The organism is Acuticoccus sp. (assembly GCF_965213555.1).
GTDB lineage: Bacteria > Pseudomonadota > Alphaproteobacteria > Rhizobiales > Amorphaceae > Acuticoccus.
The window spans coordinates 1,433,652-1,454,826 of the sequence record NZ_OZ243890.1; the positions used below are offsets into that span (position 1 = coordinate 1,433,652).

21 protein-coding genes are annotated in these 21,175 nt (G+C 69.8%); 16 read left to right on the plus strand and 5 right to left on the minus strand.

Going from position 1 to position 21,175, the window contains the following annotated elements; genetic code table 11:
* Positions 1-27: 27 nt before the first annotated feature.
* Positions 28-807: a sterol desaturase family protein gene (locus ACOOE8_RS06980; protein ID WP_420394110.1), complete on the plus strand. Its 780-nt coding sequence runs from the start codon at positions 28-30 to the stop codon at positions 805-807.
* Here ACOOE8_RS06980 and ACOOE8_RS06985 read toward each other — a convergent pair.
* Positions 729-1,997 (minus strand): cation:proton antiporter, encoded by a 1,269-nt coding sequence (locus ACOOE8_RS06985; protein ID WP_420394111.1) that lies wholly within the window; start codon positions 1,995-1,997, stop codon positions 729-731. The genes ACOOE8_RS06980 and ACOOE8_RS06985 overlap by 79 nt on opposite strands.
* A 106-nt stretch (positions 1,998-2,103) precedes the next feature.
* Here ACOOE8_RS06985 and ACOOE8_RS06990 point away from each other — a divergent pair, with 106 nt between their 5' ends.
* Complete coding sequence (locus tag ACOOE8_RS06990; protein ID WP_420394112.1) at positions 2,104-3,027, plus strand: pirin family protein; 924 nt, start codon at positions 2,104-2,106, stop codon at positions 3,025-3,027.
* Between the two features lie 192 nt (positions 3,028-3,219).
* Entirely contained in the window at positions 3,220-4,236 is a 1,017-nt protein-coding gene (locus ACOOE8_RS06995) for a TRAP transporter substrate-binding protein (RefSeq protein ID WP_420394113.1), read from the plus strand.
* A 74-nt stretch (positions 4,237-4,310) separates the two neighbouring features.
* Here the strand turns inward: ACOOE8_RS06995 and ACOOE8_RS07000 are convergent, their stop codons facing one another.
* Positions 4,311-4,730 carry a PRC-barrel domain-containing protein gene (locus ACOOE8_RS07000; protein ID WP_420394114.1) on the minus strand — a complete coding sequence of 140 codons (420 nt, stop codon included), beginning with the start codon at positions 4,728-4,730 and terminating at the stop codon, positions 4,311-4,313.
* Between the two features lie 161 nt (positions 4,731-4,891).
* Between ACOOE8_RS07000 and ACOOE8_RS07005 the strand changes: the two genes are divergently transcribed.
* The 4 genes from ACOOE8_RS07005 (at position 4,892) to ACOOE8_RS07020 (ending at position 9,753) form a co-directional block, all read left to right on the plus strand.
* Positions 4,892-5,911 carry a TRAP transporter substrate-binding protein gene (locus ACOOE8_RS07005; RefSeq protein ID WP_420394115.1) on the plus strand — a complete coding sequence of 340 codons (1,020 nt, stop codon included), beginning with the start codon at positions 4,892-4,894 and terminating at the stop codon, positions 5,909-5,911.
* Positions 5,912-6,063: 152 nt separating this feature from the next.
* On the plus strand, positions 6,064-7,128 hold the full coding sequence (locus tag ACOOE8_RS07010) for a TRAP transporter substrate-binding protein (RefSeq protein WP_420394116.1): 1,065 nt from the start codon (positions 6,064-6,066) through the stop codon (positions 7,126-7,128).
* A gap of 93 nt (positions 7,129-7,221) precedes the next feature.
* The gene (locus ACOOE8_RS07015; protein WP_420394117.1) at positions 7,222-7,797 is read left to right on the plus strand and encodes a TRAP transporter small permease subunit; all 576 of its coding nucleotides are present in this window, start codon (positions 7,222-7,224) and stop codon (positions 7,795-7,797) included.
* Positions 7,798-7,974: 177 nt separating this feature from the next.
* On the plus strand, positions 7,975-9,753 hold the full coding sequence (locus tag ACOOE8_RS07020; RefSeq protein ID WP_420394118.1) for a TRAP transporter large permease: 1,779 nt from the start codon (positions 7,975-7,977) through the stop codon (positions 9,751-9,753).
* Between the two features lie 10 nt (positions 9,754-9,763).
* Here ACOOE8_RS07020 and ppa read toward each other — a convergent pair whose 3' ends face one another.
* Both ppa and ACOOE8_RS07030 read right to left on the minus strand, forming a co-directional pair.
* Positions 9,764-10,330 (minus strand): inorganic diphosphatase, encoded by a 567-nt coding sequence (ppa, locus tag ACOOE8_RS07025; RefSeq protein ID WP_420394119.1) that lies wholly within the window; start codon positions 10,328-10,330, stop codon positions 9,764-9,766.
* Between the two features lie 85 nt (positions 10,331-10,415).
* Positions 10,416-11,369 (minus strand): NAD-dependent epimerase/dehydratase family protein, encoded by a 954-nt coding sequence (locus tag ACOOE8_RS07030; protein WP_420394120.1) that lies wholly within the window; start codon positions 11,367-11,369, stop codon positions 10,416-10,418.
* A gap of 155 nt (positions 11,370-11,524) precedes the next feature.
* Between ACOOE8_RS07030 and ACOOE8_RS07035 the strand changes: the two genes are divergently transcribed.
* From ACOOE8_RS07035 to ACOOE8_RS07075, 9 genes are all read left to right on the plus strand, one after another.
* Complete coding sequence (locus ACOOE8_RS07035) at positions 11,525-13,075, plus strand: UxaA family hydrolase (RefSeq protein WP_420394121.1); 1,551 nt, start codon at positions 11,525-11,527, stop codon at positions 13,073-13,075.
* A 25-nt stretch (positions 13,076-13,100) separates the two neighbouring features.
* The gene (locus tag ACOOE8_RS07040) at positions 13,101-14,132 is read left to right on the plus strand and encodes a hypothetical protein (RefSeq protein WP_420394122.1); all 1,032 of its coding nucleotides are present in this window, start codon (positions 13,101-13,103) and stop codon (positions 14,130-14,132) included.
* A 168-nt stretch (positions 14,133-14,300) separates the two neighbouring features.
* Positions 14,301-14,612 (plus strand): DUF1508 domain-containing protein, encoded by a 312-nt coding sequence (locus ACOOE8_RS07045; protein WP_420394123.1) that lies wholly within the window; start codon positions 14,301-14,303, stop codon positions 14,610-14,612.
* A gap of 22 nt (positions 14,613-14,634) precedes the next feature.
* Positions 14,635-15,600, plus strand: coding sequence for an NAD(P)H-dependent flavin oxidoreductase (locus ACOOE8_RS07050; RefSeq protein WP_420394124.1), 966 nt, complete (start codon positions 14,635-14,637; stop codon positions 15,598-15,600).
* A 54-nt stretch (positions 15,601-15,654) separates the two neighbouring features.
* Positions 15,655-16,569 carry a phytanoyl-CoA dioxygenase family protein gene (locus tag ACOOE8_RS07055; RefSeq protein ID WP_420394125.1) on the plus strand — a complete coding sequence of 305 codons (915 nt, stop codon included), beginning with the start codon at positions 15,655-15,657 and terminating at the stop codon, positions 16,567-16,569.
* Between the two features lie 49 nt (positions 16,570-16,618).
* Positions 16,619-17,266, plus strand: a complete 648-nt coding sequence (locus ACOOE8_RS07060) for a glutathione S-transferase family protein (protein WP_420394126.1) — start codon at positions 16,619-16,621, stop codon at positions 17,264-17,266.
* Positions 17,267-17,372: 106 nt separating this feature from the next.
* Positions 17,373-18,101, plus strand: coding sequence for an SDR family oxidoreductase (locus ACOOE8_RS07065; RefSeq protein WP_420394127.1), 729 nt, complete (start codon positions 17,373-17,375; stop codon positions 18,099-18,101).
* Positions 18,102-18,162: 61 nt separating this feature from the next.
* Complete coding sequence (locus ACOOE8_RS07070) at positions 18,163-19,005, plus strand: fumarylacetoacetate hydrolase family protein (RefSeq protein WP_420394128.1); 843 nt, start codon at positions 18,163-18,165, stop codon at positions 19,003-19,005.
* Positions 19,002-19,943, plus strand: coding sequence for a 2-hydroxyacid dehydrogenase (locus ACOOE8_RS07075; protein ID WP_420394129.1), 942 nt, complete (start codon positions 19,002-19,004; stop codon positions 19,941-19,943). The genes ACOOE8_RS07070 and ACOOE8_RS07075 overlap by 4 nt, the downstream gene beginning before the upstream one ends.
* A 19-nt stretch (positions 19,944-19,962) precedes the next feature.
* Here the strand turns inward: ACOOE8_RS07075 and denD are convergent, their stop codons facing one another.
* On the minus strand, positions 19,963-20,934 hold the full coding sequence (denD, locus tag ACOOE8_RS07080; protein ID WP_420394130.1) for a D-erythronate dehydrogenase: 972 nt from the start codon (positions 20,932-20,934) through the stop codon (positions 19,963-19,965).
* Between the last annotated feature and the right edge of the window lie 241 nt (positions 20,935-21,175).

The following is a 21,175-nucleotide window of genomic DNA, read 5'->3' on the forward strand; positions in this document are numbered from 1 at the left end:
CGGAGCGGACTGCGTGTGGAGCAGCCCATGATCGAGCCTTGGCTGACCTTCCTCAGCGTGTGGGCCCTCACCTACGCCCTCGTGTTCGGCTCCTACCTGGCGTTCGGCTGGGCATTCACCGTTTGGGCGCGGGGTCGGGGGGAGCGCAAGATCCAGCCGCGGCGGGACGGGCTCAAGCGGCGCGACGCGGAGATCCGCGCCTCGGCCCGCTCCCTCGTCGTCACCTGCGCGTGCTTCGCCGGGGGGCTCACCCTCGCCACTTATGGCGTGCGGCTGTTCGACGCCGCCTCGCTGTCCTGGTGGTCGGCGCCTTTGATGTTCGCCGCCTCCGTCGTGCTGTTCGACGCGTGGTTCTACGCCGTGCACAGGCTCGCCCACACCGCGCCGTTCAAGCGCTGGCACCTCCTGCACCACCAGTCGGTGGCGCCGACGGTGTGGAGCAACTACTCCGACACCGCCTTCGACGCCTTCACCCAGCAGGGCTACTTCCTGGCGATGCCGCTGCTCACGCCTTTCCCGGTGGAGGTGTTCGTCGTGCACCGCGTGTTCGACCACTTCAACGGCATGATCGGCCACTCCGGCTACGAGGTGGCGGCGGGTCCGGCCTCGCGCGCCCCCTGGCCACTGGCGTCGGTGACCTTCCACGACATGCACCACGCGACGTTCAGCACGAACTATGCCAACCACTTCTCGTTCTGGGACCGGGTGTTCGGCACGATCCACCCGGACTACGACCGGCGCATGGCGGTCTGGGAGGCCCCCGCCGCGGCGCCGGCGGAGGCCCTGCGGGGGCGCAGCCACTCGTAGAGCACGAGGCCGGGTCCGGACGTGACCCCGTGGGCCACGAGCGAGGCGGCGACCACCGCGCTCGTCACCTCCCAAGCGGTGGCGTCCCCGGTCTCCTCGCGCACGAGGAGGGCGTAGTACATCGCCGCGACCCCCATCGGTCCGAACCAGCCGAGGAAGGCGACGTCGGGCCGCGCCAGCCCTGCCCCGAGCGCTGGGCGCAGGACGAGGAGGGAGAGGGGTCGACGCACGAGGAGGATCAGCACGGCGAAGAGGAGGAGCTGCGGTCCGCGCTCCAGCCACGCCGCCACGGGGAGCGCGGCGCCGAACAGCACGAAGATCGGCAGGTTGACGAGGTTCGCGATGGTCTCCTGCACGTCCCCTTCGCTGCGCTCGTCCTGCCTGTCGATGATGAAGCGGAAGGCGACGCCGGCCGCGAAGGCGGCGAGGATGCCGTCCGACCCGGCGAACGTCGCAAGGGCGAGCGCCCCCAAGGACAGCGCGACGGACATGCCGAACAGCGAGTGACGCTGGACCCAGCCCACGTGGGACGCCTCCGACAGCAGCGCGCCGGCCGCCGCCCCGGCGAGCGCGCCGAGGAGCACCGCGATCGCGATCCCGACGACGAGCGCGTCCCACACCCACTGGCGCCACAGGTCGCCGTCGCCCGGCGTAAGGAGGGCGACGGGCAGGAGGACGATGGCGTAGGCGAGGCCGTCGTTGGCGCCCGACTCCAGGGAGAGCGTGGAGCGGGTGCGTCCGGGCAGCGCGCGCTCGGCCGCCTCGCCGGTGACGATGGAGGACGCGACGACGGGATCGGTCGGGGCCAGCACCGCGCCGATGGCGAGCCCAGCGAGGAGCGGCACGCCGAGCACCTCCACCGCGAGCCCGGCGCTTGCAAGCCACATGAGGACCATGCCGACGGTGACGAGCAGCGCGACGGGGCGCAGCACCCGGGCGTAGTCTCCGATGGGCGTTCGCAGCGCGATGCCCGTCACGCTGATGGCGAGCGTGATGCCCGCGGCGTGCATGACGATCGCATGGCTGTTCGGCCACATGGCCGGGTCGATCAGCCCGAGCGCCTGCGGTCCGACGGCAAGGCCGATGGCGAAGGCGAGGAGTGGCGTCGACAGCGGGGCGCGCTCGATGGTGGCCGAGACGAGGCCGAGCGCGATGACGGCCACGGCACAGATCCCGATCGTGAGGTTCATCTGCTCCATGCCGGCGCGAACGGTACCAGCGACGGGCCCGTTCCGCCCTGACGCGAACCGCGGCGTTTTGCTATGGCAGCGCCTTCGTGGATCACGAGGCCTCGCGATGAGCTACATGCCCTGCCCCGACCCAGCACCCGGAGATGCGCGGGCCGCCGACGCGATCGAGACCGTCATCATCCCCCGCGCCCGCGACCTCGGCGGCTTCGAGGTGCGCCGCGCGCTGCCCTCGCCGAAGCGCCAGATGGTCGGCCCGTTCATCTTCTTCGACCAGATGGGACCGTCCGAGTTCGTGCTCGGCGAGGGGATCGACGTGCGGCCGCACCCGCACATCAACCTTGCCACCGTGACCTACCTGTTCGACGGGGAGATCATGCACCGCGACTCGCTGGGCACCGAGATCGCGATCCGGCCGGGCGCGGTGAACCTCATGACCGCGGGGCGCGGCATCGTCCACTCCGAGCGCACGGCGCCGGACGTCAAGTCGCGCGGCGCGAGGCTCTTCGGCCTGCAGACGTGGGTGGCGCTGCCGCGCGAGCACGAGGAGATGGAGCCTGCCTTCAAGCACCACGGCGCGGACGAGCTGCCCGTCGTCGAGGCGGACGGCGTCCGCGCGCGCCTTGTGGCGGGATCGGCGTGGGGCGCGACGTCGCCGCTGCGCGCGCAGTCCGACATGATCTACGCCGACGTGGCGCTCGCCCCCGCCGCCGCCGTCCCGGTGGACGCATCCTACGAGGAGCGCGCGCTCTACACCGTCGCCGGCAGCATCGAGATCGGCGGCCAACGCCACGAGCCGGGCGCCCTCCTGGTGCTGCGCCCCGGCGATCCGATCACGGTGCGCAACGTCGGCGAGGGCGAAGCCCGCTTCGCGCTGGTCGGCGGCGCGACGATGGACGGCCCACGCTACATCTGGTGGAACTTCGTCTCCTCGCGCCGCGAGCGGATCGAGCAGGCCAAGGCGGAGTGGAAGGCCGGCCGCTTCGACACCGTGCCCGGCGACGCGGAGGAATTCATCCCGCTGCCGGAGTAGGGGAAGGTGTGGTGCGACGGGGCGGGGGTTCATCGCCCCGGCGTCCCCGACACGGCCCGCGGCGACGCCCGTCCCCTTGACGCACATCACACTTTCAACGGCGCGCGCCACTCGCGCGCCGTTGTCTTCGAGGGGCTCGCCGACTACCGTGCCGGCGAGAGGGCGTAACGCCCCGCACCAGGGAGGACGTTGATGATCCGCACCACGCTCGTCGCCACGACCGCGCTCGGCCTAGGGCTCGCCGCAGCATCCGCGCAGGAGTTCACGCTGCGCATCCAGAACCACCAGAGCCCGGAGTCGCTGTCCGGCAAGAACATCGCCCAGTGGGTGGACGACGTGGAGACGATGTCGGGCGGACGCGTCGACATCGAGATGTTCTACTCGTCCGCGATCGTGAAGTCGGCCGAGACCTTCGACGCTGCGATCAGCGGCATCGTCGACGGGGACTTCACCAACGCCTCGTACCTGACGGGCAAGGACCCGGCGTTCCAGTTCGTCTCGGACGTGATGGGCGGCTACGAGACCCCATGGCAGTTCTACGCCTGGCTCTACGAGGGCGGCGGCATGGAGCTCACCCAGGCGCTCTACGAGGAGTACGGGATGTACCTCCTCGGCTGGCAGATCCCGGGACCGGAATCGCTCAACGCCTCGGTGCCGCTGACGGGCCCGGAGGACCTCAAGGACTGGAAGTTCCGCTCGCCGCCGGGCATGGAGACGATGATCTTCGAGACCCTCGGCGCCTCGCCCATCGTCATCGACTTCACCGAGGTGTTCACCTCGCTCGAGACCGGCATCATCGACGGCGCGGACGTCTCCAACGTGTCCACGAACCGGTCGATGGGCATCTACGACCTCGTCAAGCACACCACCTACCCGGGCTTCCACTCGATGCCCGCCGACCACTTCTCGATCAACCTCAACGTCTGGAATGGGCTGCCCGAGGACATCCAGCGCATCATGGAGGTGGCGGCGCAGAAGAACTCGTTCCGCACGACCCTGGACTACTCGGTGGACATCCAGAACGCGGTCAACGAGCTGCAGGGCGAGGTGACGTTCCATGATTGGTCGGAGGAGGATCGTGCGACCTTCCGCGAAGGGGCGCGGCAGGCGTGGAGTGAGTTCGCGACCACTGAGCAGGCGAAGGCGCTGGTCGACAAGCACCTCGAGTTCATGAACGAGATCGGCCTCGTCACCACCGGCGCGCAGTAGGCCGCGCGCCGGCGTCTCGACCCTTCGAGCCGAGCCGAGCGTTCTTCACCGGACGCTCGGCAGCCCCTCAACCGTCAGTCGTCGTCCTCGTAGGTCGGGTAGGCTTCCAGCTCCTCCTCGGTGGCGTCGATGTACACGCGCACGTCCTCGCCTCGGTACACGGCGACCTGATCGAGGGGGACGATGATCTCCTTGTCGCCGATCCCGAGGAAGCCGCCGATCTCGAGCTCGAGGTAGGTGGTGCCAGCGGTGTCGGTGGTCATGTCGTCGACGCTGCCGATGTTCTCGTTGGTCACCGTGGACCAGACCTCAGCATCCTCGATCTCGTCCTCGCCGAGGGGCTGCGCGACGACGTCGACACGCTCATAGCCCCCGACCTCCACGGTCGGCGCGGTCAGCATGATGTCCGTCTCGGGGACCACGACGGTCTCCTGTGCGACGGCGGGAGCGGATACAAAGGCGCAGGCGAGCACGGTCGCCGTGACAATACGCATGAAGTCCTCCTAGTGATGTGGAATGGGGAAGAACTCCCATCGCTGTAATCAAGTTCCTGCGCCTCATGCTTCTCGTTGCGGCAAAGCCGACGCTCGGCTAGCGTCGCCGCGGCGTCGTCGACGCAGAAAGCTGGCGGAGTCCAGCGCAATGGGAGGATCACATGAACCGTACGATCATGGCCGGCGTCGCGCTCGCCGCCTTCGGCGCGACGGCCGTGTCGGCTCAGGATGCCGAGTTCACGCTGCGCATCCAGACGCACCACTCGCCGGAGTCCATCGCCGGCAAGAGCGCGGCGCAGTTCTACGACGACGTAGAGACCATGTCGGGCGGGCGCATCGCCATCGAGCCGTTCTACGCCTCGGCCGTCGTGAAGTCGGCGGAGACGTTCGATGCGGCGATGAACGGCATCCTCGACGGCGACCTCACGTCGGGCGCCTACCAGACCGGCAAGGACTCGGCCTTCCAGTTCGTCGGCGACCCCATGGGGGGCTACGACACGCCGTGGCAGATGTACGCCTTCCTGTACAACGGCGGCGGGCTCGAGGCGGCGCAGGCGCTGTACAACGAGTACGGCATGCAGCTCATCGGCTGGTGGATCGCCGCGCCCGAGTCGCTCGCATCCGCCCGGCCGCTGACGTCGCCGGCGGACCTTGAGGGGTGGAAGTTCCGCTCGCCGCCCGGGATGCAGACGCAGATCTTCGCCGACCTCGGCGCCTCCCCCATCGTGATGGACTTCACCGAGGTGTTCACCTCGCTGGAGTCCGGCATCATCGAGGGGGCGGACATGTCGAACCTGGCGGTGAACAAGTCCTCCGGCCTCTACGACGTCGTCAAGCACGCCACCTTCCCCGGGTTCCACTCCATGCCGGCGGACCACTTCGCCATCCGCAAGGACCTCTGGGACTCCATGCCCGAGGACCTGCAGCGGATCATCGACGTCGCCATGCAGAAGCTCGCCTTCCGCATCACGTTGACCGGCTCGGTGGAGACGCTGCAGGCCGCCTCCGACCTCGAGGCCCAGGGCGTGACGATCCATGACTGGTCGCAGGAAGACCGGCGCACGTTCCGCGAGGCCGCAGTCGCCGCATGGAGCGACTTCGCCACCACCGACGCCGCGCGCGAGCTGATCGACCTGCACAAGGAGTTCCAGGCGACCATCGGGCTAACCGACGACCGCTAGGCGCCGGCCCAACAGCCACGATCGTTGCGGCAGGCACGCGGTTTGGCTAACCTTACGAAAGCCTTGGGACGGCGCTGCAGAGCGTGCGACGCCGTCCCAGGAACGACCATGAGAAGCCGGGCGACCCAACGCCTGCGCCATAGGGAGAGACCATGATCCGCACACTTGTGGCCGGCACCGCCGTCGCCGCACTCGCCTCGGGCGCCCTCGCGCAGGATGCCGAGTTCACCCTGCGCATCCAGACGCACCTGTCGCCCGAGTCCTTGTCGGGCCGCAGCGCGGCGCAGTTCTTCGACGATGTGACGACGATGTCGGGCGGGCGCATCGCCATCGAACCGTTCTACTCGTCGGCCGTGGTGAAGTCCGTCGAGACGTTCGACGCGGCGGTCAACGGGATCCTCGACGCCGACATGACGGGCGGCGCGTACCAGACCGGCAAGGACCCCGCCTTCCAGTTCGTCGGCGACCCCATGGGGGGCTACGACACGCCCTGGCAGATGTACGCCTTCCTGTACAACGGCGGCGGCCTGGAGGCAGCGCAGGCGCTGTACAACGAGTACGGCATGCAGCTCATCGGCTGGTGGATCCCCGGCCAAGAGTCGCTCGCCTCGTCGAGCCCGATCGCGGACCCCGCGGCGCTCGAGAACTGGAAGTTCCGCTCGCCGCCGGGGATGGAGACGATGATCTTCGCCAACCTTGGCGCATCGCCCATCGTGATGGACTTCACCGAGGTGTTCACCGCGCTGGAGTCCGGCATCATCGAGGGGACGGACCACTCGAACCTGTCCACCAGCCAGTCGGTCGGGATCTACGACGTCGTCAAGCACGCCACGTACCCCGGCTTCCACTCGATGCCGGCCGACCACCTCGCGATCCGCAAGGACGTGTGGGATGCGATGCCCGAGGACCTGCAGCGCATCCTCGACGTCGCCATGCAGAAGCTCGCCTTCCGCACGACGCTTGCCTACCAGGTGGATATCCAGCGCGCCGCGAACGAGCTCGAGGCGGCCGGCGTCACCATGCACGACTGGTCCGAGGAGGACCGCCGCACCTTCCGCGATGCGGCGATCGCGGCGTGGGACGAGTTCGCGACGACCGAGCAGTCGAAGGCCATGGTCGAGCAGCACAAGGAGTTCCTCACGACCATCGGCCTGTTCGGCGACGGCTCCAGCGAGGCCGACGCTAACACCGGCGCCTCAGGCGGCACGTCTCAGTAGGCGGGCGCGACGCCCGAGCCGCCGGCGGCTCGGGCGTCCGATGGTGAAGGCATGGGGACGGCGCCCTGAGGGCGGTCCCGGCGGAGGACGCCAGTGATCGAGGTGAGACCCAAGACCGCGATCGACTACATCAGCCTCGGCATCAGCCGGGTCGGCATGTTTCTCGTCGCCGTCATCGTCGCGATCATGTTCTACGAAGTGGTCATGCGCTACTTCTTCGAGAAGCCGACGCTGTGGGTCAACGAGATGAGCCTATGGATCGGCGGGTTCATCTACCTCCTCGCGGCGCTCTACGTGCTACAACAGCGTGGGCACATCCGCATCACGCTGCTCTACGATGCGGTGCCGCGCTGGCTGCAACGGGTGTTCGACGTCATCTCGACCGTGTGCATCGTCATCTTCGGGGCGATGATCATCCACGGTGGGTTCAACGAGGCGGTCCAGAAGTACGACCGGTGGGAGACCTTCGGCACCGCCTGGGATCCGCCGATCCCCGCGACGATGAAGCCCGCCATCCTCATCATCGCCGCGCTCATCATCTTGCAGGCGATCGCCAACCTCATCGCGGACTGGAACGAGACGCCGGTGCCGGAGGGCCACGTGGACGCGGACGAGGTGGGCGAGCTGAAGAGCGCCTACCGCCAGACCGTCACCGATCGGCACGACTAGGATGGCCGCTGGCGTCAGGGGTCGAGCGCACCGGCTACAAGGCGCGGTGCGCTGGCCCTGCGCCGGGCCGTCGTCGCCCGCGTCGTCGATGCGGGGCCGTCCCTCAGCGCCAGCGGGGCGCCTTCCTGCCCACATTTCCTCGAAGAGGCGTCGCCGCGCCGCGCCACAGAGCATTTGATGCCCTTCATCCCCTGGCTGATCGCCCTCCTCGTCGCCCTCGCCGCCTTCATCGTTCTTTCGGTCCGCCGGCAGGACGTGGCGGCGGCCATCCTCCTCGCAGTGGCGGCGACCGTGCTCATCTTCGTCCTGCCTCCCGAGGTGGCGAGCGGGCCGAATACCCAACCCCTGCGGGACGCGTTCTGGGCCGCCTACGCCGGCCTGCCGAAGGTCTCCGGCGTGGCGATCGCGCCGCTGTCGGTGCTCGTCCTCGTCGGCATCATCGTGCTCCTCGCCATCGGCATGCCGCTGGGCTTCGCGTCGGGTTTCCTCGCCGTCGCGGTGCTGTACTTGAAGTTCGGGCCGGACGTGCTGTTCCGCGAGTTCGGCACCGGCCCGTTCTCGATCCTGTCCCAGCGCATCTACGGGTTGATGACGGACTACGTCATCATCTCGGTGCCGCTGTTCATCTTCATGGCCTCGCTGCTCGAGCGCTCCGGCCTCGCGCGAGACATGTACACCTCGCTCAACGTCTGGCTGTCTCGCACGCGCGGCGGCATCGCGCTGGTGACGTCGATCATGGCGATCATCATGGCGGCGATGAGCGGCATCATCGGTGGCGAGGTGGTACTCCTCGGCCTCATCGCGCTGCCGCAGATGCTGCGCCTCGGCTACAACCAGAACCTCGCCATCGGCACCATCTGCGCCTCCGGCTCGCTCGGCACGATGATCCCGCCGTCCATCGTCCTCATCATCTACGGCTTGGTGACGGAGACCTCGATCCAGGCGCTGTTCACCGCGGCGTTCCTGCCGGGCTTCATCCTCGCCGCGTGCTACTTGATCTACATCGTCGTGCGCACGCAGCTGAACCCGTCCCTCGCCCCGCTCCCTGATACGCACGACGACGACCTCGTCGGCTGGTCGAAGCCCGTGCGCTTCCTCGCCTTCGTGCTGACGCTCGTCTCGTTCGCCAGCCTCGTCGCGGCGGCCCTCGTCTACGCCCAGTCGACCTTCGGCGCGCGCACCACCGGACTGTTCCTCGCCGCCCCACTCGACGACGTGACGTTCCTCCTCGCCGTATCCGTCGCGGCGGCGCTGGTGCTGTTCGCCGGCTTCGGCGCGGGCCGCGCGGTGGAGTCGTGGAACATGGGCAAGGGCCTCGTCGCGCCCCTCGTCGTCGTGTTCGTGGTCCTGGGGTCGATCTACGGCGGCGTGACCGGCATCACCGAGGCGGCGGGCATGGGCACCGTCGCGGTCCTCATCTTCATCGTGCTGCGCGGCGAGATGACGTGGCCGCTGTTCTACCAGTCGCTGCAGCGCACGTTCAAATCCACCGGCACGATCTTGATGGTGACGTTCGGCGCCACCGCGCTCGCCGGGGCGTACTCCATCGCCGGCGGCCCGGCCTACGTCGCCAACCTCATCACCGGGGCGGAGCTGGCGCCGATGACCGTCATCCTCATCATGATGGCGATCTTCCTGTTCCTCGGCGCGCTGATGGACTGGGTCGGGATCGTGCTCCTCGTGATGCCGGTGTTCCTGCCCATCGTGCTGCAGCTCGACCTCGGCCTCTCGCCGACGGAGGTGCGCATCTGGTTCGGCATCCTGTTCTGCGTGAACATGCAGGTGTCGTTCCTGTCGCCACCGTTCGGGCCGGCCGCGTTCTACCTGAAGTCCGTCGCACCACCGCACATCACGCTGCCGCAGATCTTCCAGGGCTTCCTGCCCTTCATCGTGCTGCAGCTCTTCGTCCTGATGCTCGTCGTGCTGTTCCCCGCGCTGACGCTTGTCTTCGTGTGAGCCGGGCCGGCTACTCGGCGGCCTTGATGGTGGCGACCTCCTTCTCGCCCTCGCGGCGGGCGCGCTCGATGGCCTCGACCACCTTGGCCTTGGCCTCCTCCACGTCGCCCCAGCCGAGCATCTTGACCCACTTGCCGGGCTCGAGGTCCTTGTAGTGCTCGAAGAAGTGCTGAATCTGCTCGATGGTGATCTGCGGCATGTCCTGGTAGGAGCGCACGTTCTCGTAGCGCCGCGTGAGTTTGGTGACCGGGACGGCGAGCACCTTCTCGTCCACCCCTCCGTCGTCCTCCATGTTGAGCACGCCGATGGGCCGCGCGTTCATCACCGCGCCGGGCGCGATCGGCCGCGTCGAGGCGATCATCACGTCGAGCGGGTCGCCGTCGTCCGATAGCGTGTGCGGGACGAAGCCGTAGTTCACTGGGTAGCGCATGGACGTGTAGAGGAAGCGGTCGACCCATAAGGTGCCGGACGCCTTGTCGAGCTCGTACTTGATGGGCTCGCCGCCGACGGGCACCTCGATGATGACGTTGACGTCCTCGGGCGGGTTCGTGCCGATGGGGATCGCGTCGATGCGCATGACCTGCTCCCTTGGTGGACGACACCCCGTGCGCCGACCGTTGGGCGCGCCTATCACGCTCACGCAACGGCGCGAAGTCCTTGGCTCAGCCAGCAGCCCGCACCTCCGCGCGCTTGTCGTCGAGCACGTCGCGCAGGATGTCGACCAGACAACGCCTCGGCGGCCAGTCCATGAGCCGCGAGATGCGTTCGGTGCGCGTGGTGGCGACGGGGATCTCGTTCGGTCGGAGCCTCGCGGGGTCGACCTCGACGGCGACGTCCACGGTCGCGAGCCGCAACAGGACGTCGAGCATGGCCTCGATGGGGGTCGCGACGCCGCGCGCGACGTTGAGGAGGGTGCGCTGGGGCAGCCGATCGGCCATGGCGAGGAGCCTGACGTAGGTCGCCGCAACGTCGGCCACGTGGAGGAAGTCGCGTGCCGCCTTGAGGTTGCCGACCTTGAGGCGGGGCGGGACGAGCCCGGCCTCCATCCGGGCGAGCTGCGCGGCGAATGAGGGGATCGCGAAGTTCTCGGACTGCCCCGGGCCCGTGTGGTTGAACGGGCGGGCGAGGATCAATTTGACGCTCGCCGGGAGCGTCGCGACGAAGGCGTGTTCGGAGGCGAGCTTGGAGCACGCGTAGGGTCCGTTCGGGCGGGGCACGGTCGCCTCGTCCACCGCGCCACCGACGAGGGCGCGGCCGTAGACCTCGGCGGTGCTCGTGGCGAGGACGAGGGCGTCCGGCACGTGCTGCGCTACGGCGCGCGCGACCCAGAGCGAGGCGTCGACGTTGTCGCGCCACACGGCGTCCGGGTCGCGCCGCGCAAGCCCGACCGAGGAGTACGCGGCGAGGTGGACGACGATGCCCGGCGCGGCGTCGCGCACGAGGCGGTCGGTGGCGGCACGGCCGGTGAGGTCCACGGCAGCGCCTCCCGCAGGCGCGGGGGGCGAGCGCACGACCTCGACGAGCGCACGGCCCGGGAACGCCTCGCGCAGCATCGGCGCGATCGTGCGGCCGACGAACCCCGCGCTGCCGGTCAACAGGATGGGGCGTGCGGACATCGAGCGACGGGTCCGGGCGAGGAGGGCGGGCAAGGCGCGGTGCTGAGGCGGCGACCGGCATAGGCGAGCGCGGTCCTGCCGTCCATCGGTGCCAGGCTGGTCAACGGCGCCGTGGCGCGCTTAATGGGCCCGGTCAGCGCACGGTGGGGGTTCAGATGGCAACGACCGATGAGTTGGAACGCGAGGCGAGCGCGTCGGTCGCGCCCGTGTTCGTGCGGCTCGATCCGGTGGACGACGTCGTCACGGTGACGCGTCCGCTCGAGGCGGGTGCAACCGTCGAGGGGGTGGCCACAGGATCCCTCATTCCGCGCGGGCACAAGGTGGCGACGCGCGACGTCGCCGCCGGCAACCAAGTGCGCAAGTACGCCCAAGTGATCGGTACCGCCAAGCGCGACATCGCCGCCGGCGAGCACGTGCACGACCACAACCTCGCCTTCGTGGCGACGGCCGGCACCTATCGCTTCGGCACAAACCTTCGTCCCGCAGCGAAGCCGGCGCGCGAGGACACCTTCGCCGGTTACCGGCGGGCGTCAGGCGCGGTGGGCACGCGCAACTACATCGCCCTCCTCACCAGCGTGAACTGCTCGGCGACCGCGGCGCACAAGATCGCCGACCACTTCACCCCGGAGCGCCTGGCCGCCTACCCCAACGTCGACGGCGTCGTCGCCTTCGCCCACGGGACGGGCTGCGGCATGGCCGGCTCCGGCGACGGCTTCGCCGCGCTCCAGCGCGTCATGTGGGGCATCGCGCGGCACCCGAACCTCGGCGGCGTCGTGATGGTCGGCCTCGGCTGCGAGATGAACCAGATCGCCTGGCTCCTGGAAGCCTACGGCCTGAAGGAGGGGCCGACCTTCGCGGCGATGAACATCCAGGACGTCGCGGGGCTGCGCCGCACGGTGGCGGCCGGCATCGCCAAGGTCGAGGCGATGCTGCCGCTGGTGAACGACGCCGGCCGCGAGCCGTGCCCGGCCGCAAGGCTCACCGTGGCGCTGCAGTGCGGCGGGTCGGACGCCTGGTCGGGCATCACCGCCAACCCCGCCCTCGGCCACGCCTGCGACCTCCTGGTCGCCCAGGGCGGCACTGGCGTGCTGGCCGAGACGCCGGAGATCTACGGCGCGGAGCACCTCCTCGCCGAGCGCGCCGCGACGCCCGAGGTCGGCGAGCGGCTCATCGCGCGCATTAGGTGGTGGGAGGATTACGTGGCGCGCAACAAGGGGTCCATGGACAACAACCCCTCGCCAGGCAACAAGCGCGGCGGCCTGACGACGATCCTGGAGAAGTCCCTCGGCGCGGCGGCGAAGGGCGGCACGACGCCGCTGACGGGGGTCTACGAGTACGCCGAGCCCATCGCGGCGCCGGGCTTCGCGTTCATGGACTCGCCGGGCTACGATCCCGCCTCGGTGACGGGCCAGATTGCGTCGGGCTGCAACGTCGTCGTCTTCACCACCGGGCGCGGCTCGGCGTTCGGCTCCAAGCCCGCGCCGACCATCAAGGTAGCGACGACGCGCGAGCTCGCCCGCACGATGGACGAGGACATGGACGTCGACGCCGGCACGATCCTCACGGGCGAGGCGAGCGTCGAGGAGGTCGGCCGGCAGATCTACGAGCGCATCCTCGCCGTCGCCTCGGGCGAGGCCACGAAGTCCGAGGCCCAGGGGCTCGGCGACCACGAGTTCGTGCCTTGGCAGATCGGCGCGGTGATGTAACCCGTCAGCAGACCACGAGGCTCCCATGCGCCAAGCTGTCATCCACATCGGCTCGCTCAAGACCGGCTCGACGTCCGTGCAGGACTCGTTCAGCCGAGCACGGGCTGCGTTGGCCGCGCGAGGACTGCACTACGCGTCGATGGCGCGGAACCACGCGTTCCTGTCCTTCTCGCTGCGCTACGCCGACCGGTTCGGCTTCGACGACGCACAGAACAAGTGGTCCGGGGCGACGGCGCAGAAGGCGCTGCACCGGCTGAACCTCGCCAAGGCGGAGGCCGCGGACTTCAGTGACGGCACGTTCATGTTCTCCACCGAGTCGCTGTTCAAGTCCACGCCAAGGCGCGCGGCCATCCTGAAGGAGATGGCGGACGAGATGTTCCCGGGGATCCCCGTGAAGATCCTCGCCTACATCCGCCACCCCGTGGGGTACACGATCAGCAACGGGCAGGAGCGCATCAAGCGTACCTACGCCACCTCTGCTGATGTCGAGGCGGAGGGGTACGACGGACACCTGCGTCGCGGCATCGAAACCTTCGCGAAAACGTTCGGCCGCGATGCGCTCGTGCTGCGGTCCTACGACGAGGCAGTGGCGAAGCTCGGCGCCGTGGAGCACGACGTGCTCGAGACGCTCGGGGTCTCCGACGCCGCGCAGGCGCTCGAGATCAGGCGCAAGAACACGTCGCTCTCGATGAACGCGGTCCAGGTGGCCGACGCGCTGAACCGCAAGCTCAAGGCCGAGAACGTACCGCTGCAACGGGCGCAGCGCACCATGAAGGCAAGGCTCCTGCGCAAGCTGGAGGGACCGAAGTTCGCCCTCAGCGCTGCGGCCCTCGATCGCCTGCGCGAGCAGTCGAGGGCGGACGTCGACTGGTTCGGCGAGGCGTTCGGGCTAGTGCTGCCCGAGCCGAAGGTCACGACCCGCGAGGCGCTCGCCCCCGAGATGCTGCGGGAGAAGCAGGCGACTCGACGGGCCAATGCGTTCGCCAACCGCGTCAAGGCGGCAAACGAGCGCCAAGCTCGCCAGCCCGAGGAGGACGATGAGACGGCGGACGATTGACCGACGGTGCCACGCACGTCCGCGGATGCGATCCGCTGATGTTGCGCCTGCGGGAACGAATTCACGCTTGATTGCCGTACGACCATCACGCATTGTTGCGAGGTGCGACCATAGCGCGCACCATTGACGGACCGGGCGACGGGCCCGAGCGGCAGCGGAAGCATCGGCATGGCAACGACGAAGGACACGGTCGAGTTCTACCAGGACCGGCGCGGCGAGTGGCGCTGGCGCATGAAGGCCTCGGATGGCGGGGTGGTCGGGGCGGCTTGCGAGGGCTACGTCTCGCGCGCGGACTGCGAGAAGAACGCCAAGCGCAGCAAGAACGCCAAGGACAAGTGGGAGTTCTACGAGGACAAGGCGGGCAACTGGCGATGGCGGCGCGTGGCCTCCAACGGCAAGATCGTCGGCGCCGCGCCGTCGGGCTTCAAGTCGCGCGACGCGGCCCAGGCGAACGCCGAGCGTCAGGGCTACGCCGGCTGATCTCAACGCTCGGCGCGGTCCGTTGATCGCGACGAGGCTGACGCGGGCGCTCTCCATCGAGGCGCCGATCCTGTCCGCACCGATGGCGTTCGCGTCTGGAGGCGCGCTCGCCGCGGCGGTGACGCGTGCCGGTGGCCTCGGCCTCATCGGCGGTGGCTACGGCGATCCTGCGTTCGTGGAGGCGGCGTTCCGCGACGCCGGCAACACGCGGGTCGGCTGCGGCTTCATCACGTGGCGTCTGCCCGAGCATCCCGACACGCTGCGCCTCGCGCTCGAGCGTCGGCCCGTTGCCGTCATGCTCTCCTTCGGCGATCCGTCCCCCTACGCCGCCGCGGTGCGGGACGCCGGGGCGCTCCTCATCTGCCAGGTGCAGGACCTGCCCAGCGCACGGCTCGCGCGGGCGGCGGGGGCGGACGTGATCGTCGCGCAGGGCGCGGAGGCCGGCGGGCACGGCGCAACGCGCGCAACCATGACGCTGGTGCCCGAGGTGCGCGACGCCTTGGGACCCGAGCCGCTGCTCGTCGCCGCCGGCGGGATCGCGGACGGTCGCGGCCTCGCCTCCGCCCTCGCGCTGGGCGCCGACGGCGTCCTCATGGGCTCGCGCTTCTGGGCGAGCGCGGAGGCCCTCACGCACGAGCGGCACGTGGCGGCAGCCATCGCGGCGGACGGCGACGGCACCGTGCGCCAGCGCGCCACCGACATCGCAAGGGGCTACGACTGGCCGGACGCCTACACCGCGCGAGTCCTCGACAACGCCTTCGTGCGCCGTTGGGGGGGTCGCCCGCAGGAGCATCGCGCCGCGGCAGCCGCCCAGCGCGAGGGCTATACCGAGGCGTTCCGCGCGGGGGATCCCGAGGAGGTCGGCGTCTTCGTCGGCGAGGCGGCGGGCCTCATTTACGATCGCCCGACGGCCGCCGACATCGTCGCGCGGACCGTCGCCGAGGCCGAAGCCGTGATCAGCGCCGTCGCGTCCCTGTCGACGGGCTGAACTTCCCACGACGGTGCGTGAGGCGTACCTTCCCCAAAACCAAGGGAGGGTACCATGGCAGCTCCTCGCAGCACCTCGCGGGAGGTCCTCAGCGCCGAAGAGGTCGCATCCTACGACGAGAACGGCTACGTCGTCCTCGAGCGACGGGTTCCTGCCGAGACGGTGGCGGCGCTCAAGGCCGAGCTCGCGCGCTTCCAAGAAGCGGCGCGCGGCATGACGGCGAGCGACGACAAGCTCGATCTTGAGGACAGCCACAAGCCGGACGAGCCGCGCGTGCGCCGCGTGAAGCTGCCCCACACCCAGAGCACGGTGGTGAACGAGCTCCTGCGCTCAGACATCGTCCTCGCCCCGGTGCGCGACCTCGTCGGCCCGAGCGTGCGCCTCCATACCACCAAGCTCAACGTGAAATCCGCGCGCTACGGCGCCCCGGTGGACTGGCACCAGGACTTCGCGTTCTACCCGCACACCAACGACGACCTCCTCGCGGTGGGCGTCATGCTCGACGACGTCGACGAGCAGAACGGCCCGCTGATGGTGTTCCCGGGCAGCCACCGCGCCGCGATCTACGACCATCACTCCGGCGGCGTGTTCGCTGGCACCATGGACCTCGAGGCGAGCGGGCTCGACATGGCGGATGCCGTCAAGCTGAAGGCGCCGGCGGGCTCGATCTCGATCCACCACGCGCGGATCGTGCACGGGTCGGACACCAACCGCTCGCCGCGCGACCGCGGCGTCCTGTTCCTGGAGATGATGGCGGCCGACGCGTTCCCCGTCCTGGGTTCGATGACGGGCGCGCTGTCGTTCGAGGACTACGACGCGCGTCTGTTGTGCGGCGAGCCGACGACGCGGCCACGGCTCGAGCCCGTCCCGGTGCGCGTGCCCCAACCGCAGCCCTCCACGAGGGGCTCCATCTACGAGGTTCAGAAGGCCGCCGCGAAGAGGGGCCTCGCCGCCGCCGCCGCCGAGTGATCTGGCGCGCCCGCCCGCGCCGCGGCATAACGGCCGCGGACGCGGGGGGATGCGCACTATGTTGACGGTCTGGGGCCGGGCGAGCTCGGTCAACGTACAGAAGGTGATGTGGGTGATCGGCGAGCTCGGCCTCGCCCACGAGCGCTTCGACGTCGGCGGCCAGTTCGGCGGGCTCGACGCGCCGGACTACCTTGCCATGAACCCGCACGGGCTGATTCCGACGGTGCGCACCGAGGACGGCGTCATCCTGTGGGAGTCGAACGCGGTGGTGCGCTACCTCGCACGGCACGATCCGGAGCGACGGCTGTGGCCGGCGTCGGGCCAGTTGCAAGCCGACGCAGACCAGTGGGCCGAGTGGGCCGCCGTCGCCGTGCAGCGTCCGATGCAGGTCCTCTTCGTCTCCTACGTGCGCACCCCTCCTGCCGAGCGCAACACCGCCCTGATGGAGGCCGAGCACAGGGCCCTCACCCGGGCCATGCGCGTGGCGCACGAGCAGCTCGCGCGGCAGCCCTTCCTCGCCGGCGACCACCTCACCATCGCCGACATCGCGTTCGGAACCTTCCTCTACCGCTACCACGAGCTCGAGATCGCCCGGGCCGACCTGCCGGCGCTGTCGTCGTACTACGAGCGGCTGCGCAGCCGCTCGGCCTACCCTGAACACGTCATGGTCGACTTCAACTTCATGCGCGCCGCCTGAGCGACGAGGTCGGCGGAGGGCCGAACGGGGTTGAGCCGATTGCCGTCGGCCGGCCCGGTGTGCCACCCATGGCGTGGGACGAAACCAACCGCGAGACCGATCGCCCATGCGCCTCAAGGGAAAACGTTGCCTCCTCACCGCCGCCGCGCAGGGCATCGGGCGGGCCACCGCCGCGGTTTTCGCAGCGGAGGGCGCGCAGGTGTTTGCCACCGACCTCAACGAGGCGGCGCTCGCCGGCCTGCCGGACGGGGTCGAGGCGTTCGCCCTCGACGTCCTCGACCGGGAGGCGCTCGAGGCGGCCATCGAGCGCGCGCGGCCCGACGTCCTGTTCAACTGCGCCGGCTACGTCCACCATGGCACCGTGCTCGACGCCACGGACGAGGAGTTCGACTTCGCGTTCGCGTTGAACGTGAAGTCGATGTTCCGAGCCTGCCGCGCGGTGGTCCCGGGGATGCTGGAGCGCGGCGGCGGCTCGATCATCAACATCTCCTCGGCCGCCTCCTCGGTGATCGGCGCGCCGAACCGGTGCGTGTACGGCGCGTCGAAGGCGGCCGTCATCGGGCTCACCAAGTCGGTCGCGGTGGACTTCGTCACCCAGGGCATCAGGGTGAACGCCATCTGTCCCGGCACCGTCGACTCGCCCTCGCTGCACGACCGCCTACGTGCGACGGGGGATTACGACGCCGCGATGAAGGCGTTCATCGCCCGCCAGCCCATGGGTCGGATCGCCACCGCCGAGGAGATCGCCGCCCTCGCGGTCTACCTTGCCTCCGACGAGTCGGCCTTCGTGACCGGGCAGGCGATGGTCATCGACGGCGGCTGGAGCGTCGGCTGACGCCACCCCGACGGGTCCCAAAGCAAACCCGGCGCCCGCCGCCGAACCCTGGAGGACGTCCTTGAAGCTCCTGCGATACGGCCCGGCGGGCCACGAGAAGCCGGCGTGCATCGCGCCCGACGGCACCACGCGCGACTTGTCCGGGGTGATCTCCGACATCAGCTCGGCCACCATCGCGCCACAGATGTTCGAGACGATCCGCACCACCGACGTCGACGGGCTGCCGGTCATCGCCGATCCGGGCCGCATCGGGCCGTGCGTCGGCCACCCGGGCAAGGTCATCTGCATCGGCCTCAACTACTCCGATCACGCCGCCGAGACCGGCGCGAGCCCGCCGTCCGAGCCCATCGTGTTCAGCAAGGCGGTGACCGCGATCTGTGGCCCCAACGAAGACGTGGAGCTGCCTCGAGGCTCCGACGCGCTCGACTGGGAGGTGGAGCTCGCCGTCATCGTCGGGCGCGAGGCGAAGTACGTGTCCGAGGCCGACGCGATGGACCACGTGGCCGGCTTCGCGCTGTTCAACGACGTGTCCGAGCGCACCTTCCAGACGAAGCGCGAGGGCCAGTGGACCAAGGGCAAGAGCCACGACACGTTCGGCCCCCTCGGCCCATGGCTCGTCACCCCCGACGAGGTCGCCGACCCGCACAACCTGTCCATGTGGCTCGACGTCAATGGCGAGCGGCGGCAGAACGGGTCGACGTCGACGCTCATCTTCAACGTGCCCACCGTCGTGTCCTACCTGTCGCAGTTCATGACCTTGAAGCCAGGCGACGTCATCGCCACCGGCACGCCCCCCGGCGTCGGCATGGGGATGAAGCCGCCGCAGTACCTCAAGGTCGGCGACGTCATGACGCTCGGCATCGACGGGCTCGGCGAGCAGCGTCAGACGGTGGTGGCGGCGTGAGCGGGCCGCACGTCCTGATGGCCGACCCGATGATGGACAGCGTCGTCGAGGCGTTGCGCCCGGACTTCATCCTGCATGACCTCACCGCGGCCGCCGACAAGGACGCGCTTCTCGATGAGGTCGGAGGAGAGGTGCGGGGGCTCCTGACGGCGGGCGGCAAGGGCGCGCCCAAGTCCGTGCTCGACCGGCTGCCGAAGCTCCAGATGATCTCCTCGTTCGGCGTCGGCTACGACGGCCTCGACCTCGGCTACTGCCGTGAGCGGGGTCTGCGCGTCACCAACACGCCGGACGTGCTCAACGATGCCATGGCGGAGACGACGCTGGGCCTGATGATCGCCCTCGCCCGCGAGATCCCCCAAGCGGACGCCTACGTACGGTCCGGACGCTGGAGCGAGGCGAACTACAAGCTCACCGCCGAGCTGACCGGCAAGACGCTCGGCATCGTCGGCCTCGGCCGCATCGGCAAGGAGGTCGCCCGCCGCGCCCAGGCGTTCAAGATGCAGGTCGTCTACCATGGCCGGCACGAGCAGCCCTTCGAGCCCTACCGGTACTACGCCGACCTCGTCGAGATGGCGCAGGCGGCGGACTGGCTGGTCAACATCACCCCCGGCGGCGCCGCGACGGACAAGATGCTGGGCGGCGCCGTGTTCGACGCGCTGGGTGAGGAGGGCTACCTCGTCAACGTCGGGCGCGGCTCGACGGTGGACGAGGCGGCGCTCATCGCCGCGCTCTCGGAGGGCCGCATCGCCGGTGCAGCGCTCGACGTGTTCGAGGACGAGCCCCACGTGCCCGAGGCGCTGCGGACGATGCAGAACGTCGTCCTGTCGCCGCACCAGGGCTCGGCCACGCGCAAGACGCGCTGGATGATGGGCGACCTCGTCGTACGCAACCTCAAGGCCCACTTCGCCGGCGACCCGCTCATCACCCCCGTGGCATGAGGCGAGGGACCGGTGGCGATCAGGCCGGCTCGCGGCGCACGTCGTCCTCCAGGAAGTAGCGCACGTTGTCCTCGAAGGAGGCGTCCGCGGTCAGCCCCAGCATCAGCGCCTTGCGCGGGTTGATGTGCGGGCGCCAACCGGAGACGATGGCGCGGATCGTCTCGTCAGGCTCGAAGCGGATGCGGCGCACCGGGTCGTCGCCGGCGACGCGGCGCATGGCCTCGATCATCTCGCCGATGGTGCCGACGCGTCCGGGCAGCGCGAAGGCTCGGTTCTCGCCGAGCGCCGCGGCGTCGACCTCCGCGCAGGCGATGAGGTTCGCGACCGTCGCCCGCGGCGAGGCGTACCACAGCGCGTAGTCCTCCTCGACCGGGCAGACCGCCTCCTCCCCCTGCAGCGGCTCGCGGAAGATGGAGGACATGAACGAGGATGCGGCGGCGTTGGGCCGGCCGGGGCGGATCGTCACCGTCGGCAGGCGCGGCGCCCGGCCGTCGATGAAGCCCTTGCGCGAGTAGTCCGTGCACAGGAGCTCGCCGATCGCCTTCTGGGCGCCGTAGGAGGTCTGCGGGTTCACCTGCGTCCAGTCCTCGATCGCTTCGGGGATCTCGCCGCCGTAGACCGCGCAGGACGAGGTGAAGACCACGACGGGGGACGTGCCGAGCGCGCGCGCCGCCTCGAAGACGTTGCGCGTCCCGTCGACGTTGACCCGCATGCCGAGGTCGAACTCGGCCTCCGCCTGGCCGGAGACCACCGCGGCGAGGTGGAAGACGACGTCGGGTGAGGCCTCGAACAGCGCCCTCGCCTGCGCCGCGTCGCCGATGTCGGCGGCGTGCGCGCTGACGCCGAACGGCGCCTCGACCGGCGCTGGCGCCGCGAGGTCGGCGAGCGCGACGTGGGTGATCGGCGCGCCGTTGAGCCTGCCGGACGCGGCGAGGGCGCGGGCGATCTTCTGCCCGAGGAAGCCGCCGCCGCCGATGATGAGGACGCGCATCGGTCCCTCCCGTTGAGCGGCAGCACCTCACCATGGGCTGGCCGCCCCTTCAATGCCGACGGCATCGCGGGCTTTGGCGAGCACCCCTGGTCGGCTTTTCTATCCGGCCGCAGCTCGCCGGAGCAGCGCCAGCGCCGCCCCTCCGAAACGGCCGCTGCGATCGAGGGCGGGATCGAAGAGCGCCCCCGCGGCACCGACGACCGCAGACGCGCCGCCCCCGCACGGCGCCCGCGTCCACCCC